The sequence below is a fragment of the Vibrio sp. IB15 genome, from assembly GCF_016406055.1.
Lineage (GTDB): Bacteria > Pseudomonadota > Gammaproteobacteria > Enterobacterales > Vibrionaceae > Vibrio > Vibrio chagasii.
Genome location: NZ_JAEFCE010000060.1, coordinates 1 through 19,434, shown reverse-complemented (window position 1 = coordinate 19,434; position 19,434 = coordinate 1). Strand labels below are relative to the sequence as shown.

Here is a 19,434-nt window from a genome sequence, read left to right as displayed (position 1 = left end):
GCGAATTGTTGAGGTTAGCTTGATTAGTAAACCATTTAAAATACTAGTGATAGGTTTAATCGTGAACCTATCGATCGGTATCCTATATGTATGGGGCGTTTTCAGTGAACCTTTGGCTGAGGCGCTAGGTGTTGATCCTAAGGACGTAGATGGGCCTTACCAGACTTCGGTGTTCGCATTTTCGGTAAGTCTGTTTTTGGCTGGGGTATGGCAAGACAAAATAGGACCAAGGAAGGTCACAATACTTGGTGTGTTTCTTGTCGGGGCGGGGCTTTTAGCGTCCGGTTATGCCTCAACATTAGCGGAATTGCAGGTTACTTTCGGGTGTATGGTCGGTGCGGGGATGGGCTTTGCTTATGCTTGTATTGGTCCGTGCACTATGAAGTGGTGGCCAGAGAACAGAAAGGGGTTGGTGAGTGGTTTAACCGCTGGTGGGTTTGCGATGGCGGCACTGTATTTGGCTCCGTTATCGACCGTTCTCATCGAACACTATGGCATCTTAGATACGTTCAAGATACTTGGTGTCGGCCTGCTCTTTATGATCCCGATGGCTTCTCTGCTGGTCAACCCACCCAAAGGGTATGTTTCAGAAATTCCCGGAGGAAAGGCCGCGGAATATGGATCAGACGTGAACATCCAGTGGCTAGATATGCTGAAAACCCCTCAATTTTACCAGATCTGGTTAATGTTCATGGTGTCATCAGCAGCAGGTATCATGCTCATCGGCTCTATTGGCAACGTCAGTAAATCGATAGGGTTAACCGCTGAAGAAATTGCGTTAGGTATCATTTTATTAGCGATTTTTAATACCGCAGGGCGAGTCATTGGCGGCGTTGTATTCGACAGGATAGGGCGTGTTCATACACTGGGCTTAATATTCATGTTGCAAGCGGTCAATATGGTCTTTTTTACAACCATTGAAACGACCATTCCTCTCATGATCGGTATCTCCGCAGGCGCTATGTCTTATGGTGCGTTATTTGGTGTTTTCCCTCCAGTAACAGCGGTCGATTATGGTTTGAAGACGTACGGGACCAACTTTGGAATACTCTATTCAGCTTGGGGTGTGTCGGGGTTCTTCGGGGGAATACTCGCCTCGGTAGCGGGGACGGCTGAAAACACCTATTTGGCTTACGCTGCGCTATTGGTTTCAATCACCGTAATGAATTACTTAATGAAACCCGTTGATAAGTCTGTGCTATTAGAAGACGAAGTTAATCTGGAATACTAAACGTGAGATCGGTGAGGCTCTTATTAAATTCAGAGTCTCTACCGATAACGTGTTTCCACCTAATGTTGGCTTGGGCAATCTAAGCCAACATTTTTTAATCGAATCATCGATTGCCTACCAATAATCAGCTTCAGTTTTTAGTATAACAATTGAACACGTTAGTTTGCATTATCCCTTGTTTAAGCAGGCGCTTAGGCAGCTAATATTCCTTGCTTTGTGTTAACTCGTTCCTTTCCTTTATGCTACAATCGCGCGAGTTTATATAAGAGAAAGAATAGGACACGCTGTGACTTCGTCTCCGGAAAAAGCAGATAAAAATAACCATGTAGCGAATACCAACGCGACATCGGACTCTGCTGCTGATCAAGCTAATCAAAAAAAGCAAAACAACAAACAACAAGCACCTAAAGCAAGCGCATCTCAAAATAGCCCAGCCTCTCTTCGTAAGGCCTTAAATGAGTGCATGATGCGCGACCGCTTCCGTCTAAGTAAGCGTATTTCTGGTGCAAGCCGTATTAAGAACGAAAAATCTAAGCATGCTGTTTTCGATGAAATCGCATTAGACATTGCCCAATCGATGATGACGGCAACCCAGCGTGCTGCGCAAAAACCTACCATTGAATACCCAGAAATTCTCCCTGTTAGCCAAAAGCGTGATGATATTGCGAAAGCCATTGAAGAAAACCAAGTGGTTATCGTGGCGGGTGAAACGGGTTCGGGTAAAACCACTCAGCTTCCTAAGATCTGTTCTGAGCTTGGCCGTGGTCGCTTTGGCCTAATTGGTCATACTCAGCCGCGTCGTCTTGCTGCGCGTTCGGTTGCGAACCGTATTGCCGAAGAGATGGAAACCCAGTTGGGTGAATTTGTTGGTTATAAGGTTCGATTCAACGACCAGATTTCTGACAACACACAAATCAAACTGATGACCGACGGTATTCTACTGGCGGAGATTCAACACGACCGTTTCTTAAATCAGTACGACACCATCATTATCGATGAAGCGCACGAACGTAGCCTGAACATCGATTTCATCATGGGTTACCTGAAAGAGTTGCTACCAAAGCGTCCTGATCTAAAAGTGATCATCACGTCGGCAACCATCGACCCAGAGCGTTTCTCTAAGCACTTCGACAATGCACCAATCATTGAAGTGTCGGGCCGTACTTACCCTGTAGATACGCGCTACCGTCCATTAGGTGGTGACGACAGCGATTCTGATCGTGACCAAATGGAAGGTATCTTCGAAGCGGTTGATGAGCTGTGTGATGAAGGCTTAGGCGACATCCTGATCTTCATGAATGGTGAGCGTGAAATTCGTGATACTGCGGACGCACTAAGTAAGCGTAATCTGCGTGATACCGAGATTGTACCGTTGTACGCGCGTCTTTCGGCAGGTGAGCAGAACCGTATCTTCCAGTCTCATACTGGTCGACGCATCGTGCTGGCAACCAACGTGGCAGAAACCTCGTTAACGGTTCCGGGCATCAAGTACGTAATCGACCCGGGTACGGCGCGCATTAGCCGCTATAGCTACCGCACCAAAGTACAACGTCTACCGATTGAGCCGATTTCTCAAGCGAGTGCGAACCAGCGTAAAGGTCGTTGTGGTCGTGTTGCTGAAGGTATCTGTATTCGCTTGTACTCTGAAGAAGATTTCGAGTCACGCCCAGAGTTTACCGATCCTGAGATCCTGCGTACCAACCTAGCGTCTGTAATCCTTCAGATGACAGCACTAGGCTTGGGCGATATTCAAGCCTTCCCATTCGTTGAAGCGCCAGATAAGCGCAACATTCAAGATGGTGTAAGACTGCTCGAAGAGCTAGGTGCGATTGCATCGGGCAAGCCAAGTAATAAGAACAAGAACCAAGGCGACGATACTAAGAAGCTAACGGCAATTGGTCGTAAGCTGTCTAAGCTACCGATCGACCCGCGTTTAGCGCGCATGGTTATCGAAGCGCCAAACAACCGCTGTCTACACGAAGTGATGGTTATTGCGTCTGCGCTTTCAATCCAAGACCCGCGAGAACGTCCATCAGACAAACAGCAATCGTCTGACGACAAGCACAAGCGTTTCTTCGATAAAGACTCAGACTTCATCACTTTTGTGAACCTATGGGACTACATCAAGAAGCAGCAAAAAGCGCTGTCGAGTAACCAGTTCCGTAAACAGTGTAAGCAAGATTACCTGAACTACCTGCGTATTCGTGAGTGGCAAGATGTGTACTTCCAAATTCACCAAGCGATGCGTGAATTGGATACCAAGCTCAACGATGAGCCGGGTAGTTACGATGGCATTCACCAGTCGTTGCTATCAGGTTTGCTTTCTCACATTGGTATGAAAGACCAAGAGAAGAATGAATACCAAGGTGCGCGTAATGCACGCTTCCATATCTTCCCTGCGTCTGGCCTATTTAAGAAGCAGCCTAAGTGGATCATGTCTGCTGAGCTGGTGGAAACCTCAAAACTTTGGGGTCGTGTGATTGCTAAAATTCAGCCTGAGTGGATTGAACCGTTAGCGAAGCACCTAATCAAGCGCAGCTACAGTGAACCACACTGGTCGAAGAAACAAGCGGCGGTAATGGCGCACGAAAAAGTGATGCTTTACGGAATCCCAATTGTTCCGAAACGCCTAGTGAACTATGGCGCGATTGACCCAACCATCAGTCGTGAGTTGTTTGTACGCAGCGCATTGGTTGAAGGCGAGTGGGAAACTAAGCACGCGTTCTTCAAACAGAACCGCAAACTTCTACAAGAGGTGGAAGAGCTAGAGCATAAATCCCGTCGCCGTGACATCTTGATCGATGATGATGAACTGTTTGAATTCTACGATCAGCGTGTAGGCGAAGAGGTGGTTTCAGGCCGTCACTTTGATACTTGGTGGAAGAAAACCAGCAAAGAGACTCCAGAGCTACTTAATTTCGAGAAATCGATGCTGTTCCGCGGTGATGCAAGCCACGTTACTGATTTAGATTACCCGAACTTCTGGCACCAAAATGGCCTGAAGTTAAAACTGAGTTACCAGTTTGAGCCGGGTGATGACAACGATGGTGTAACGGTTCACATTCCGCTACCTATCTTGAACCAAATCGACCAGAACGGTTTTGATTGGCAGATCCCAGGCCTACGTCAGGAGTTGGTGGTTAGCCTAATCAAGTCACTACCAAAGACGTTACGACGTAACTTTGTGCCTGCGCCAAACTACGCGGATGCGTTCTTGGCTCGTGTGACACCACTTGAAGCGCCGCTACTGGACTCTCTTGAAAAAGAGCTACGCCGCATGACGGGTGTAGAAGTGGTACGAGATGACTGGAAGTTAGACCAGATTCCAGAGCACTTAAAGGTAACATTCCGTGCGGTGGATCATCGCAAACGTAAGTTGAAAGAACACAAAGACTTACATGAACTGAAAGAGAGCCTGAAAGACAAAGTTCAAGAGACGCTTTCTAAAGTTGCGGATGACGATATCGAGCAGCAAAACCTGCATACGTGGAGCTTTGGTGAGTTACCAAAAGTTTACCAACAGAAGCGCGGTGGCTACGATGTAAAAGCCTTCCCAGCGTTGGTGGATACCAAAGACAGCGTAGAGATCAAACTGTTCGAGACGGAACAAGAGCAGATCTCAGCAATGAAATCGGGTCAGCGTCGTTTGATCTTGTTGAACGTGCCGTCGCCAATCAAATACTTGCACTCGAACTTACCGAATAAATCGAAACTTGGCTTGTACTTCAACCCATACGGCAAGGTTCTCGATCTTATCGATGACTGTATCGCTTGTGGTATTGATAAGCTGATCGAAGAGAAGGGCGGTTTGGTTTGGGAACCAGAGCAGTTTGAAGCATTGAAAGAATACGTACGTGCAGAGTTGGGTGATACCGTGGTTGAGATTGCTCAACAGGTAGAAACTATCCTTACTACGGCATTCAGCATCAGCAAGAAGTTGAAGGGGCGTGTTGATCTTTCTATGGCATTTGCACTTTCTGACATAAAAGCTCAGGTAGAAGGTTTGATTTTTAAGGGTTTTGCCACAGAATGTGGATGGAAACGCTTGCCAGATATCCTACGCTATATGAAGGCAATCGAACGCCGCATGGAGAAGCTGCCAATTGACCCTAACAAAGATCGTTTGCATATGATCAAAGTTGAGTCAGTAATGAATGATTACAAAGAGCTGCTGAATAAAATTCCAAAAGGGATCGCGGTACCAGAAAACGTAAAAGAGGTGCGTTGGATGATAGAAGAGCTTCGTGTAAGCTTCTTCGCACAGCAACTCGGTACGCCTTATCCAGTGTCAGATAAGCGTGTTAAAAACGCAATCGATGCTTGCTAAAGGAATAATGCTAGACGCAATGGCAAGGTTTGGGTATAAATCTTGCTTATTGCATTACTAATTGAATAGTTATTACATACAGGGCGACTTGGTGGCAATTTATTACCACTCAAGGCCTGCCACTAGGACGAAAAAGGTCGAATATGAAAAAAACGTTATTGGCACTAGCACTGCTAGGTGCATCTTCAACAGCAATGGCTGATTCTTGGTTGTACGGCGGTGTAATGGTTGGTCAAAACTCATTAGGTAACGAAGAAGAAACAGCAATGGGTATCCATGTGGGTACAGGTATCCTGCCACTTATCGGTGTTGAAGCGGGTTACTGGGATCTAGGCTCTTTCGACAGCGTTAAGTACGGTAACCGTAATCTTACAAACCTAGATGCGAGCACTGCTTACCTAGCAATCAAACCAAGCATCGACTTCGGTCCTCTTCACGTATACGCGAAAGGTGGTCTTCACTCATACGAGCTGAAAGGCGACAACTTCAAGCAAGACGACGTTGATATCATGTACGGCGTAGGCGCAGAATACTTCATCTTTGGTCCTCTATCTGTAGGCGCTAGCTACCAAAACTTCAAAATGAAAGATGACGACTCTGGCGTATTCACGCTAAACGCAACTATTCACCTACTGTAACTACTCAGTAAGGCGATCGTAAATAACGGTTGTTTAGTCGCTAAAGAGTTCGTAAGAATTCATAAAAAATGCCAGCTTAATTGCTGGCATTTTTGTATCTGTTCATTGTGTTTTTCACACTAGAAAGCGAGTGGCTATTTCTTGCTGTTGAGAATCTGTTGGATTCTTGGATTCAGCGCTTTACCGTGTTTGCTTTCGTACTCTTCACGCTTCAAATCGTTCAAGTTCTTCACTGAGTTAGCGGCAAGTAGGAATTGTGGTAATTCCGTTTCAAGCATGCCTTTCTCGTCTAAACGCTTCGCTTCCAAGTAGTACTTTTTAAACAGGCCATCTAGCTTGTTTTCTGCTGTTCGCTTCAAGTCATATAGCTTGTTTTGAATCAGCCATTTCTCAATCTTGTTCGCAGCGGTGCGAGACAATACTCGAATGCGGCTATCCAACAGCTCTTCTTCCGTCAAAGAGTCTTTCAGAATCCAAAGCTCACCCATTTGCGGTGGCCAGCTGTTGCCAAGTTGAATACGTTCATGACAGTGCATTAGCACGCGGTTGAGGCCGTCAGAATCGACAGAGTTAGCAAACTCAATGAACTTACCGCTTGGTTCACTACCGTATTGGTATTCCCACTGAGTCTCGTACACGCTCAAGAAAGAGCCGAACACATGGATACACCAGTCTGTTAGCTCAAGTTCTGCTGGATCTTGGTCTACGACAGGTACTTGTTGATTTGAGCCAGTGTCTGATTCAACAACAGGTACCGATGGCGACGAAGCTGCCGGTAAAACTTCTGGAACGACTGCAGGTGCAGGATCAGAAGGTTGGCTTTTTGCCTTTTTGAATGAGCTGCTGCCTGAAGCGTTCAGATGGGCTAAGCTTTTGTCGATACCCATTTCCTTGAGCTTGTCCTGCATTTCCTGAATATTGAGAGGTCTTCTGCTGTTGTTGTCTTTCATTTTGCTTCTCGTTAACTAACCAGTACTGCAACTTAGATTCGATGCGAGAGATTGGCATGAGTTCATTGGCTTTGGCTTTATACCAGAGGACAAATTTTTTCCATATTAAGCTATGGTCACCAGCAAGGCCGGAGAATTTAAACGCACGTTCTGCCCATGTTGGAATGATCTCTTCATCCAAGTCATGAGTAGAAACCGTGTTGCTGGTCATTGAGCCTCGACTTTGTGGGCGAGGGGCATGTTGCATGTTTTGCATTGGTGCCGGAGCAGGCTGAAACTTAGGTGCAGGTGCAGGTGCAGGTGCAGGTGCAGGTGCAGGTGCAGGTGCAGGTGCCGTAGAGTAGACCGGAATACTATTGACCGGTTGAGCTTCAACGGGCGCCGCAGCTTGCTCTTGCTCAATGAGCAGTTTGAATACGTGGATCTCTTTTTGATCTCGATAGTCTACTTTTACCTTATCGAGAATACCTTGGTCGACTAGGCACTTAAGGCAGTCGGCTAAACCAAACGTAGAGAGAGCACAAAGCTGACTTGCCGATTGCAGGCACACATTAGTGTAACCGGATTCATCCGCACCATCTGCAAGCATCAATAAAACAAGCTTTTCTGCTGGGCTAGAAGTATTCACTTGCCAAGCTAAATAAGAATATTTGGCGCTCAATATCGTGTTCTCAAAAAAGGTAGGTCGTTGACTCTATTGTAAGTCACCCCTTACTGAATTTATAGCAACTTAGCAGAAAACCACATCAGTGAGACAAATATTAACCATAAGGAGAGGTTTGCCCCATAAAGGCAGCATGACACGCCAATTTTTTCGTAGGATGTTCACATACCCATCACACATTTTTGCTATTGATAATTACCTCATCTATTCACCCAGTTATTCACAGATTATATTAAATTTATAAAACATCTTGATATGATCAATAAATGAGCTATTATGACGATAAGTCAAAAATGACGAAGCGTCACAAAATGGTTAACTACATGAATTTACTATTCGTGTTAACATATTGGATAGGAGTGTTTTAAATACTGGCTAAGCTTAAATAATAGTTAAGCTAAAATACGGACTGAGAAATTATGTTTGGCTTTGGTTGTAAAGGCGATAAACAAGGTATCTTTGGTTGCAAAGGCGTGTTGTCTAAAAAGCAGCAGTCTATTGCAGACCGAGAAGTAGAGTTGATGTTGTTGGCGAAAGATCTGGTTCGAGAACAAGGGTTCGGAAACCTAACAATGGACAAGCTAACGGCAGCGAGCTCTTATTCTAAAGGGACAATCTACAATCACTTTTGCAGCAAAGAAGACGTCGTTTTAGCGTTATGTATTCATTCTCTTAAGACAGAAGCAATGATGTTTGCTCGCTCTGGAGAGTTTGAAGGCAACACACGTGAAAAGATCGTCGCACTGCACGTTGCTTACCGAATCTATGCTCGCATGGAACCGGTATTATCAACCTGTGCGATCATGGCAAAAAGCCCGTGGGTACTAGAGAAAGCGTCTAGTGCACGCGTCGCCGAGATGAATGAACTGGAAGAGTTGGTGATTGAACAATGCGACTCTATGGTTAACCAAGCCGTAGAAGCGGGTGACCTAAAGTTCTCTTCTGGTGTTGGTTCTGATGCCATCGTTTTTGCTAACTGGTCAATTGCATTTGGTTCAAATGCCTTGTCACAGAACGCATCGAACAGTCATTGTATTAAGCGGTTACAAGACCCGTATTCAGTATTACACAACGCGAACATGATTCTAGACGGCCTCAATTGGCAGCCCCTCTCTAGCGATTGGGATTACCGCAAAACTTGGCGTCGTGTAGAACAGGAACTGTTCAGTGAAGAGATCGCTTACTTAGAGTCTGTAGGTCGATAGCTTCCAATAAACCCACATATGTGGGTTTATTAATAACCATTTTTGACGATTCGTCACAAACTTGAGATTGACCGACTGTGGTTGCTGTTTTCTTGAGTGTTTGACTAAGAATTGTGTTTTTTGTCAGCTTCGGCTGGCTTTTTATGACACAAATATGACGAATCGTCACAAATGGAGACTGTGATGAAACATGACAGCCAGAAGCCCACGTTCGATCAGCAAAACCGAGATAACCCTAATGCCGATAGTGCAAACGCAGATCTAAACAGTTGGCACTCAATACCTACCAAGCGATCGTTTATCGTTCTGCTGGTGGTGTTTTCAATCATCATTCTCTCTGCATTAGGGGCCAAGAACCTCTACTTTAGAGGGGACTACAACATCTTCTTCGAAGGCACCAACAAGCAGTTGATGGCGTTCGATGAAATCCAAACCACCTTTGCAAAAACCGACAACCTTGCGATTGTTGTCGCACCTGAAGATGGCAATGTCTTCACCCCAGAAACTCTCACCCTGATTCAAAACCTCACGGTCGATGCGTGGCAGATCCCGTATTCAAGCCGTGTGGATTCCCTTGCCAATTATCAGCACACCGAAGCCATTGAAGATGATCTTTTGGTAGAAGACTTGCTGTATGAAGAGTACGAACACACACCAGAGCGCATCGCCAAAGTAAAACAGATCGCCCTCAATGAACCGTTGCTTAAGAATACCTTAGTGTCGGCCTCTGGCGATGTGACGATTGTTAACGTAACCGTGCAGCTGCCAGAAGTGGATAAAACCGCAGAAGTGCAAGAGGTGATTGCGGCGATCAATGCCATGATCGGTAAGTACCAAGCTCAGTATCCTAATGTCGAGTTCCATAAAGCGGGCATCATTGCCATGAACAATGCGTTTATGACCTCGGCTCAACAAGACAGCTCAACGCTCGTTCCGTTAATGCTGTTGGTGGTACTGGTGTTCCTGACCTTTATGCTGCGCTCGTTCTTTAATGTGGTGGCGACGCTTATTGTGATCATCTCTTCAATTGTTGCCACCATGGGTTTATCCGGTTGGGCAGGGATGTTCTTGAGTACCGCAACCGTGAATGTGCCTACCTTGGTTTTAACTTTGGCGGTAGCCGATTGTGTTCACGTGATTGTGACCATGAGACAAGCGATGCAACGCGGAATGGAGAAAGCACTGGCCATTCAATACAGTATCAAGCTCAACGCGATGCCGATTCTGATTACTTCAGTGACCACTGCGATCGGTTTCTTGATGATGAACATGTCGGACTCTCCAGTGCTGCGTGACTTCGGTAAATTGTCGGCACTGGGTGTACTCATTGCGTGCTTCCTATCTGTGACTATGTTGCCTGCGTTGCTAAAACTGCTGCCAGTCAAACGCCTATCTGCCAATCCTAAAGCGGAAGACCAAATCACTTTTATGGATAAGCTGGGTGATTTTGTCGTCACCAACCGTAAAGCACTGCTGCCGATTTCAACTCTGGTCATTGTTGGCGCTGCCGCGTTAATTCCACTCAACAAAGTGAACGATGAATCGGTGAAGTATTTCGATACCTCAAGCGAATTCAGGCAAGCGGCTGATTTCATGGAAGAGACCGTAAGCGGCATGACCACCATCAGTATTGCGGTTAAGACTAACGAGTCTCAAGCGATTGCCGATCCTGTGTTTTTGCAAGCGATTGGTGACTTTACTGAATGGCTCCGTGTTCAACCAGAAACCGACCATGTGGCAACGCTTTCCGATGTTTACATGCGTTTGAACAAGAACATGCATGGCGACGATGAAAGCTACTACAAGCTGCCGCTTAACCGTGAACTTGCTGCGCAATACCTGCTGCTTTATGAGATGTCTCTGCCGTATGGCTTGGACTTGAATAACCAGATCAACGTCGATAAGTCATCGATCAAAATGGTACTTACCGTCGACAACCTTGGCAGTGTTGAGCTAGTCGAACTCGAAGAGCGCATTTACTCATGGTTTGCTGCCAATGCACCTCAGTATGAAGTGGTCGCGTCTAGCCCATCACTGATGTTTGCTCACATTGGCGAAACTAACATGGCGAGCATGTTATCGACTCTGCCTATCACCTTAGTACTTATCTCTGGCTTGATGATCTTTGCGTTGCGCTCAGTTCGCTTGGGCATGATCAGCCTAGTGCCAAACATTGCACCTGCGATTATTGGCTTTGGTCTATGGGCGCTTATATCTGGTGAAATCAACCTTGGTTTGTCCGTGGTGGTAACGCTCACTCTGGGTATTGTGGTTGATGATGCGGTGCACTTCTTGAGCAAATACCAACGCGCAAGAATTGAAGGGAAATCAGCAGAAGAAGCGGTTCGATACGCCTTCCACACGGTTGGACGAGCATTGTGGATCACCACAGTGGTACTCGTGGCTGGTTTCTCTGTACTGGCGATGTCGAGCTTCAGACTCAACTCCGACATGGGCTTACTCAGCGCGATTGTGATTTTCATTGCGTTGGTGGTCGACTTCATCTTGCTACCAAGCCTACTGATGATCTTCGACAAGCAGACCCACTACTCAGCTAAAACTCAGCACGAATCAAAGCCTGACAACAAGTCGCAGCCTAGCCCAACAGCTGAACTGACGACATCGACCAAATAAGGAAACGTCAGCCTGCTGCGGTGGGCTGACTCAAGGAGATATTTATGAAAAGCGTTAAACAAACATTCGTTACTACATTATTCGCAGTCAGCTCATTGAGCGTCGGTACGTTAACAATAGGCACATTCGCAACTTTCCCAGTATTAGCAGACCCAGCGAAAGGCTTAGAAATTGCCGAGCAACGTAAAGCTGTCGATGTCGGGTGGGGCGACTCTGTCGCGACTATGGAAATGCTACTTCGCAATAAACAGGGTGAAAGCAGCACACGCCTGATGCGATTGAAATCATTAGAAGTGGATAACGATGGCGATAAAGGCTTAACCATTTTTGACGAGCCACGTGATGTAAAAGGCACGGCTTTCCTAAACCATTCGCACATCACCAAATCCGATGACCAGTGGTTGTATCTGCCTGCACTTAAGCGTGTGAAACGCATCTCTTCACGTAACAAATCGGGCCCGTTTATGGGCAGTGAATTTGCGTATGAAGACTTAAGCTCGTTTGAGCTAGAAAAGTACACCTTCAACTATGTTGAAGATGCGAAACTGGAAGGCGTAGACACCTTTGTTTTAGAGCAAGTACCGACCGACAAAAACTCAGGCTACACCATGCAGAAAGTCTGGCTAGACCAACAGCACTATCGCCCAATGAAAGTCGAGTTTTACGACCGTAAAGGCGCACTACTTAAGACGCTATCGTTCCAAGATTACAAACAGTACCTAAACCAATACTGGCGTGCGCACACTATGGCGATGCAAAACCATCAAACAGGTAAAAGCACCGTATTAACCACGACAGATTTAGTGTTCCAGACCGGTCTTAAAGACAAGGATTTCCAAAAGAACACACTAAAACGTGCGAAATAAGGCAGGAATATGAAAAGGATTGTGGCAACAGGAACCCAATTATCCTTAACCTTGGCAGCGACCGTCGGGCTTATGCAGGTGTCGTTGCCTTGTGTGGCGGCAGGCTTTAGCCCTGATATCGCAGGGCAGGTTAACCTTGAACATAGGCAGTTCTTTAGCGACGGTTTACAAGGGCAAGACAAAGGACAAAGCTCACTGGTGTTGCAGCCAGAGTTTTACTGGGAGCAAGAAGAGGGTAATGGCAGCTTTACCTTTACCCCGTTTTATCGTCTAGACAGCGAAGACGATGAACGAACTCATGGTGATATTCGTGAAGCCTTGTATCTCACTTACTGGGACGACTACGAACTGCGGGCGGGTGTTGGAAAGGTATTTTGGGGCGTAACCGAATCGGCGCATTTAGTGGATGTGGTAAACCAGACCGATGCCATTGAATCGGTCGATGGCGAATCCAAGTTAGGTCAGCCTATGGTGCACTTCACCTCGATAAAAGAGTGGGGCACCATCGACGCCATGTTACTGCCGTATTTTCGTGAGCGTACCTTCGCAGGCGAAGACGGTCGATTAAGGCCAACCGTGCCAGTATCGGACGATGCGCTTTACGAATCTTCGCGAGAAGAAAAGCACCTTGATGTGGCATTGCGTTATAGCCAAATGTACGGTGATTGGGATGTCGGTTTAAGTTACTTAGGCGGCACAAACCGCGACCCTTATTACCGTGTGCAAGGCAACCAACTCAAGCCATACTACGCACAAATGCAGCACTTCGGATTGGATGTGCAAGGCATTATTGGCGACTGGTTATGGAAGCTGGAAAGTATTTATCGCGACAGTTACGACAACCACACCGGCGTAGCAACGGGCTTTGAATACACTTGGGTTGGGGCGCTTGAATCGTACTGGGACATCGGCTTCATCGCTGAATACCTGTATGACAGCCGAGGCAACAATGCCCAAACCATCGGCCAAAATGATGTGTTCCTTGGGGCACGTTTCGCTTTGAACGATGAAGACGGCACCGAAGTGCTTGCTGGTATCACTCAAGACTTAGATAACAGTGATGTCTACAGTGCCAAGCTAGAAGCTTCTAGTCGCATCAATAACAACCTCAAGTGGCGATTGAATGCGTGGTTGTTTGAGAACGAAACCCCAGAGGATTTGTTGTTCTTCGCTCGCAAAGATGATTTTGTCGAAGTTGCGTTGGAGTATTACTTCTAAAGGCTCGATGTTTTAGCTTCAATTTTTTAAGTTCAAATTCAGCTTTTCTATGAATAAACCAAAGAGCGATGGCCTTAAACCTCGCTCCTTGGTTTATTATCTCTGTTCTACCTAGTTATCTCAGTTGTACATTCTTGTCTCAGTTCCATCCTTCCTATCCAAATCTTGTGAACACCACCGCCTCAACTTAGGTTCAGTGAATGTAATCAAACTGTCTCACTTGGTGACGTTTTTGTATCGGTTTCTCTCTGATTTCACCGATTTCAATGAAATTCTGTTTTCTAACGTTAAATTTGCCGTGTTTTTAGGCAATAACTTGTTCTTTTAGCGATTCAATTTGGCATTGGTTGCGTGTTTGATTACTATGTGTAGCTATCTAAAAAAACTAATCATCCGATACGGACACTACCAACTGGTAGATGAGGAAATGATGCAACATCTAGAAGAGATCATTGCTAATGCAACGACTGCTATTGATACAGCAGATTCGTTAGTCGCACTTGATGAAGTGCGAGTTCAGTATTTAGGTAAGAAGGGTGAACTCACTCTTCAACTACAAAGCCTAGGTAAACTTCCACCTGAAGAGCGTCGCACTGCTGGTCAAGAGATCAACAAAGCGAAAGGTGCTGTTCAACAAGCGATCGCAGCTCGCAAAGACGCACTTCAACGTGCAGAGCTTGAAGCGAAACTAGCTGAAGAAACTATCGATGTGAGCCTACCAGGTCGTCGCATTGAGAACGGTGGTCTTCACCCAGTTACTCGCACAGTTGAGCGTATCGAACAGTTCTTTGGTGAGCTTGGTTTTAACACTGAGTCTGGCCCTGAGATCGAAGATGCATTCCACAACTTTGATGCACTAAACATCGCAGACGATCACCCAGCTCGTACTGATCACGATACTTTCTTCTTCAACCCTGATCTAATGCTACGTACGCACACTTCTGGTGTTCAAATCCGTACGATGGAAAACGGCAAACCGCCATTCCGCTTCATCGCTCCGGGCCGTGTTTACCGTAACGACTACGACCAAACTCACACGCCAATGTTCCACCAAGTGGAAGGTATGTTAGTTGATGAGAACGTAAACTTCGCACAACTTAAAGGCATTCTTAACGATTTCCTTTGTAACTTCTTTGAAGAAGAAGTTGAAGTGCGTTTCCGTCCTTCATTCTTCCCGTTCACAGAGCCTTCAGCTGAAGTTGACGTGAAACGTAAAGATGGCAAATGGCTAGAAGTTCTAGGTTGTGGCATGGTTCACCCTAACGTACTTCGCTCTGTTGGCATCGACCCTGAGAAATACTCTGGTTTTGCATTCGGTATGGGTGTAGAGCGTCTAACGATGCTTCGTTACGGCGTAAATGACCTTCGTGCGTTCTTCGAGAACGACCTTCGTTTCCTTAAACAATTCAAGTAATCCGGGGCAGTCGAAACTATGAAATTCAGTGAATCTTGGCTACGCGAGTGGGTTAAACCTGCAATTAACAGCGAAGAGCTAGCTCACCAAATCACTATGGCTGGTTTGGAAGTTGACGATGTAGAACCTGTTGCTGGTGAATTCACCGGCGTTAAAGTAGGTAAAGTGGTTGAGTGCGGTCAGCACCCAGACGCAGACAAACTACAAGTAACTAAAATTGATATCGGCGAAGAAGAGCTGTTAGACATCGTATGTGGTGCATCTAACTGTCGTCTTGGCCTAACTGTAGCAGTAGCAACAGTTGGCGCAGTACTGCCTGGTAACTTCAAAATCAAGAAAGCAAAACTACGTGGCGTTCCATCGCACGGCATGCTTTGTTCTTTCTCTGAGCTAGGTATCGACGTAGAGTCTGACGGCATCCTTGAGCTGCCAGAAGGCACAACGCTAGGTATGGACGTACGTGAGCTTCTTGAGCTTAACGACGTAACTATCGACGTAGACCTAACAGCAAACCGCGCAGACTGCTTCAGCATCCGTGGCCTTGCTCGTGAAGTTGGCGTACTAAACCGTGCAGACGTTACAGAGCCTGCAGTAGAAGCTGTTGCAACAAGCATTGAAGACACAGTATCTGTTGAAATCAAAGCAACTGATGCTTGTCCACGTTACCTTGGCCGTGTGGTTAAGAACGTAAACGTGAAAGCGGAAACGCCATTTTGGATGCAAGAAAAACTGCGCCGTTGTGGTATCCGTTCAATCGACCCAGTTGTAGACATCACAAACTACGTGATGCTAGAGCAAGGCCAACCAATGCACGCATTTGATCTAGCTAAGATCGAAGGTGGCATCGTGGTTCGTCTAGCAGAGCAGGGCGAAAAACTAACACTTCTAGATGGCAACGAAGCTGAACTAAACAGCAACACGCTTGTTATCGCTGACCACAACAAAGCACTAGCAATCGCTGGTATCTTTGGTGGTGAAGAGTCTGGTGTAACAACTGAAACGACAGACGTACTTCTAGAAGCAGCATTCTTCGCACCGGGTCACATCCGTGGTCGCGCACGTGCTTACGGCCTACACACAGATTCTTCTCTACGTTTCGAGCGTGGTGTTGATTCAACACTACAAGCAGCAGCAATGGAGCGTGCAACACAGCTTCTAGTTGATATCTGTGGTGGTGAAGTTGCGCCAGTAAACGGCAGTGAATCTGAAGCTGATCTACCAAAAGCAAACGTAGTATCTCTACGTCGCGTTAAGCTAGACAGCCTACTAGGTCACGAAATCCCATCTGAAGACGTGGTAGAAATCCTAACTCGTCTAGGTTGTGAAGTTACTGTTGTTGAAGAGAGCGAGAGCACAGACGCAGGTTGGACGGCAACGTCTCCATCTTGGCGTTTCGATATCGCAATCGAGCAAGACCTAATTGAAGAAGTCGGTCGTATCTACGGTTACGATAACATTCCAAACCAAGCGCCTAAAGCAGCACTTAAAATGAATGACCACAAAGAAGCTGACCAACCGCTTAAGCGCGTTCGTGACCTTCTTGTAGACCGTGGCTACCACGAAGCAATCACATACAGCTTCGTAGAACCAGAACAGCAAAAACTTGTTGTACCTGGTGTTGAGCCGCTAATCCTGCCATTCCCAATCTCTGCGGACATGTCAGCAATGCGTCTTGGCCTAATCCAAGGTCTTCTAAACACAGTGGTTCACAACCAGAAGCGTCAACAGTCTCGCGTTCGTCTATTCGAATCTGGCCTACGTTTCATCCCTGAAGAAACAGCTGAAAACGGTATGCGCCAAGAAATGATGCTTGCGGGCGTTATCTCTGGTACTCGCGGTGAAGAGCACTGGGACGTTGCAACTAACACTGTTGACTTCTTCGACCTAAAAGGCGACCTAGAAGCAGTTCTAGAGCTAACAGCGAACGAAAAAGCTTACAGCTTCAAAGCAGCTAAGCACCCAGCACTTCACCCAGGTCAAACTGCGGCTATCGTAGTAGACGCTGGTTTAGAAACAGAAAGGGAAGTGGGTATCATTGGTACTGTTCACCCAGAACTAGAGCGTAAGTTTGGTCTAAACGGCCGTACTATCGTATTCGAAATCGAATGGGCAGCTATCAACACTCGCGTGCTTCCAGAAGCAGTAGCAGTATCTAAGTTCCCTGCAAACCGTCGTGATATCGCAGTTGTTGTTGACGAAGCAGTCGCTTCTGGCGACATCGTAGAAGCGTGTATCGCAGCTGGTGGCGAATTCCTAACAGACGCTAAACTGTTCGACGTTTACGTAGGTAAGGGCGTAGAAGAAGGCAAGAAGAGCCTAGCTATCGCACTGACTCTACAGTCTGTAGAGCGCACACTAGAAGATGCAGACATCGCTGGTTCAGTAGATGCTATCGTAGCTTCAATCTCAGAGAAATTCGGCGCAGCACTTCGCGACTAATCTCTTCTGATAGATAGAAAAATCAAAGGCCTCGCAATTGCGAGGCCTTTTTGTTTGTTTAAGCTATGACATAATATTATCTAGTCTTGCGAGAATCTGAACCTTTTCCTTATTTAGTGATTTGTCTGTAATATCAATAGCAGGTTGGAAAATATTCATATCCATTTCAAAGTGGTTGAATTCGTTCAAGAGTGTTTTTCTTGACATGAAAAATACACGATGTGCTCTTTTTTCCGCAGTGTCTTTCTTAAATGGAAATGCAGCTAATATTATTTGAGACAAAAGGTCATGTTTTTTAGTATCAATAGAAAATTTATCTACAAGTTTTCTCTCTACACTTAGTCTCAAAAATAAATAGTTCATAGTATGCCTTAGAGACTTTGAAAGTAGGGGGTAGTTATTATCTTTTATTGGTTTAAAAGTTTGACTATCCATTGAGATAATATCAGTAGCGGAAACTAGATAATCACCTGTAACCGGGTCTCTAATTTCTTGTTCAAATAAGGTCATATAAATCTCACTGAGATTGACCTTTTCATTATTATACCCATGCATTAGCTTTGTTATACTATTTTTTTCTTCACGACGCCCAAGTATTTGACAATATCCACGCATGAAAGGGGCAATAGATATCAGAAATTGCTTATTATCTATTATTTCATCTTTTATATCTTTTCTGAGCAAGTTTAAAAACTCATGTATGTAGAGTAAGATCTTTAGTTCATTTCTATTAACCGGAATAAAACCGTTGTTTTCGTCTTGAACATTATTAAAATAATACAAGTTTATACACTGCTGTTGCTGGTGCTCTAAAAGCTTAATTAGATCGGTGTTATGAGTAAGAATTATTGTTTTCTTATCTCGTAGGAACGATATTATTGCATAAGCAAGCTTGTTTTTGTAAATAGAATCGAAGCTTGATATTGGGTCATCTAACACTACAAATTTTTGCTTTGTATTTTTTGCTTTAAGTAGCTCAAATGAAAGTGATAAGAAGTTTTGCTCACCATTGCTTAGTGATAGTTGCTTTCTATCTACTTTTAGAAACTCAGAACCACCTAAAAGAAGTTTTATATTATTGTCGTCATCTCGCTCTAGTGTTATCTTTCGCTCTAGCGTTTCATTTAAAAACTTTTCGATGAATAAAATGTCTTCACTATCGAATTCAGGTTTATTAATCTTAAGTTCCTGATAATCATCATTATCATTTTTTAGATTATATTTTTTACTTTCTTCAATTAGTTCTTTTTTTAGGCACTCCCAATAAACTAGCTTATATTTTTCAAAGTCTGCCACCAAGTCAGTAATAAAAGTCTTATCGGACTTATTTATAGCTGTGAAGATTCTTTCTCTAATATTGAATGGATCACTCTGTGGTAAGCCCTTTATTATTTTTTCGGCAATTTTCTTTTCTTTATCTGAAAGAGACTTATGAGTTTTTTCTACTTGATCGCTCTTTTCACTCAATAATTTCTTTGAGTCTATTTTGTGGTCACATACGATACAATCGTCAAGGTAGTTATACTTTTTAAGGATGTTTACCGCCTGACTCTGTTCTTCAAGTTTAGCGATTTTTTTATCTTTATCAGTTAGATTGAAATTATAAGCGATAATTGTTCTTATAGTTGATTCTTTATCTGAAAAATCTTTTACAAAGTACTCGAATTTATTTTTATCTAATTCAATATCTTCTAATAAATCTTCTTCACTGTAAATTTTCTCTATGAACTCTTCTCGGTCGATTGTCTTTCCTTTTGAACGGCTATTAGCGATATCGGATATTACTTTTAAGTGGCGTTGTTGATCAAATCAGCTTGAAGGTCAACGACACCATATGTGACTCACCGT

General features: G+C 44.9%; 12 protein-coding genes. 9 read left to right on the top strand and 3 right to left on the bottom strand.

What is annotated here, in order from left to right; genetic code table 11:
• Positions 1 to 19 precede the first annotated feature (19 nt).
• From JC606_RS18805 to JC606_RS18795, 3 genes are all read left to right on the top strand, one after another.
• Positions 20 to 1,231, top strand: coding sequence for an L-lactate MFS transporter (locus tag JC606_RS18805; RefSeq protein WP_186170792.1), 1,212 nt, complete (start codon positions 20 to 22; stop codon positions 1,229 to 1,231).
• Between the two features lie 286 nt (positions 1,232 to 1,517).
• Entirely contained in the window at positions 1,518 to 5,558 is a 4,041-nt protein-coding gene (gene hrpA / locus JC606_RS18800) for an ATP-dependent RNA helicase HrpA (RefSeq protein ID WP_198779167.1), read from the top strand.
• Positions 5,559 to 5,701: 143 nt separating this feature from the next.
• Complete coding sequence (locus JC606_RS18795; RefSeq protein WP_198779166.1) at positions 5,702 to 6,196, top strand: outer membrane beta-barrel protein; 495 nt, start codon at positions 5,702 to 5,704, stop codon at positions 6,194 to 6,196.
• 134 nt (positions 6,197 to 6,330) lie between these two features.
• On the opposite strand, the gene JC606_RS18790 is transcribed toward JC606_RS18795, so the two are convergent.
• Positions 6,331 to 7,083 (bottom strand): hypothetical protein, encoded by a 753-nt coding sequence (locus tag JC606_RS18790; protein ID WP_137407542.1) that lies wholly within the window; start codon positions 7,081 to 7,083, stop codon positions 6,331 to 6,333.
• Positions 7,004 to 7,807 carry a hypothetical protein gene (locus JC606_RS18785; RefSeq protein ID WP_186170790.1) on the bottom strand — a complete coding sequence of 268 codons (804 nt, stop codon included), beginning with the start codon at positions 7,805 to 7,807 and terminating at the stop codon, positions 7,004 to 7,006. The genes JC606_RS18790 and JC606_RS18785 overlap by 80 nt, the downstream gene beginning before the upstream one ends.
• A gap of 422 nt (positions 7,808 to 8,229) precedes the next feature.
• Here JC606_RS18785 and JC606_RS18780 point away from each other — a divergent pair, with 422 nt between their 5' ends.
• The 6 genes from JC606_RS18780 to pheT all read left to right on the top strand — a co-directional run bounded on the left by JC606_RS18780 (position 8,230) and on the right by pheT (position 17,586).
• Complete coding sequence (locus tag JC606_RS18780; protein ID WP_004741595.1) at positions 8,230 to 9,015, top strand: TetR/AcrR family transcriptional regulator; 786 nt, start codon at positions 8,230 to 8,232, stop codon at positions 9,013 to 9,015.
• 171 nt (positions 9,016 to 9,186) lie between these two features.
• Positions 9,187 to 11,649, top strand: a complete 2,463-nt coding sequence (locus JC606_RS18775) for an efflux RND transporter permease subunit (protein WP_233090484.1) — start codon at positions 9,187 to 9,189, stop codon at positions 11,647 to 11,649.
• A gap of 44 nt (positions 11,650 to 11,693) precedes the next feature.
• Complete coding sequence (locus JC606_RS18770) at positions 11,694 to 12,515, top strand: outer membrane lipoprotein-sorting protein (RefSeq protein WP_137407499.1); 822 nt, start codon at positions 11,694 to 11,696, stop codon at positions 12,513 to 12,515.
• 9 nt (positions 12,516 to 12,524) lie between these two features.
• Complete coding sequence (locus JC606_RS18765; protein ID WP_198779164.1) at positions 12,525 to 13,733, top strand: hypothetical protein; 1,209 nt, start codon at positions 12,525 to 12,527, stop codon at positions 13,731 to 13,733.
• 430 nt (positions 13,734 to 14,163) lie between these two features.
• Positions 14,164 to 15,147: a phenylalanine--tRNA ligase subunit alpha gene (gene pheS, locus JC606_RS18760; RefSeq protein ID WP_004741591.1), complete on the top strand. Its 984-nt coding sequence runs from the start codon at positions 14,164 to 14,166 to the stop codon at positions 15,145 to 15,147.
• Positions 15,148 to 15,165: 18 nt separating this feature from the next.
• Complete coding sequence (gene pheT / locus JC606_RS18755; protein WP_198779163.1) at positions 15,166 to 17,586, top strand: phenylalanine--tRNA ligase subunit beta; 2,421 nt, start codon at positions 15,166 to 15,168, stop codon at positions 17,584 to 17,586.
• A 63-nt stretch (positions 17,587 to 17,649) separates the two neighbouring features.
• On the opposite strand, the gene JC606_RS18750 is transcribed toward pheT, so the two are convergent.
• Complete coding sequence (locus JC606_RS18750) at positions 17,650 to 19,053, bottom strand: hypothetical protein (protein ID WP_198779162.1); 1,404 nt, start codon at positions 19,051 to 19,053, stop codon at positions 17,650 to 17,652.
• Between the last annotated feature and the right edge of the window lie 381 nt (positions 19,054 to 19,434).

Excerpts from the sequence above, each read along its gene's own strand:
- JC606_RS18790 (WP_137407542.1), bottom strand. The coding sequence starts at position 7,083 with ATGGGTATCGACAAAAGCTTAGCCCATCTGAACGCTTCAGGCAGCAGC.
- JC606_RS18780 (WP_004741595.1), top strand. The coding sequence starts at position 8,230 with ATGTTTGGCTTTGGTTGTAAAGGCGATAAACAAGGTATCTTTGGTTGC.
- pheT (WP_198779163.1), top strand. The coding sequence starts at position 15,166 with ATGAAATTCAGTGAATCTTGGCTACGCGAGTGGGTTAAACCTGCAATT.
- JC606_RS18775 (WP_233090484.1), top strand. The coding sequence starts at position 9,187 with ATGGAGACTGTGATGAAACATGACAGCCAGAAGCCCACGTTCGATCAG.
- JC606_RS18765 (WP_198779164.1), top strand. The coding sequence starts at position 12,525 with ATGAAAAGGATTGTGGCAACAGGAACCCAATTATCCTTAACCTTGGCA.
- pheS (WP_004741591.1), top strand. The coding sequence starts at position 14,164 with ATGCAACATCTAGAAGAGATCATTGCTAATGCAACGACTGCTATTGAT.
- JC606_RS18770 (WP_137407499.1), top strand. The coding sequence starts at position 11,694 with ATGAAAAGCGTTAAACAAACATTCGTTACTACATTATTCGCAGTCAGC.
- JC606_RS18795 (WP_198779166.1), top strand. The coding sequence starts at position 5,702 with ATGAAAAAAACGTTATTGGCACTAGCACTGCTAGGTGCATCTTCAACA.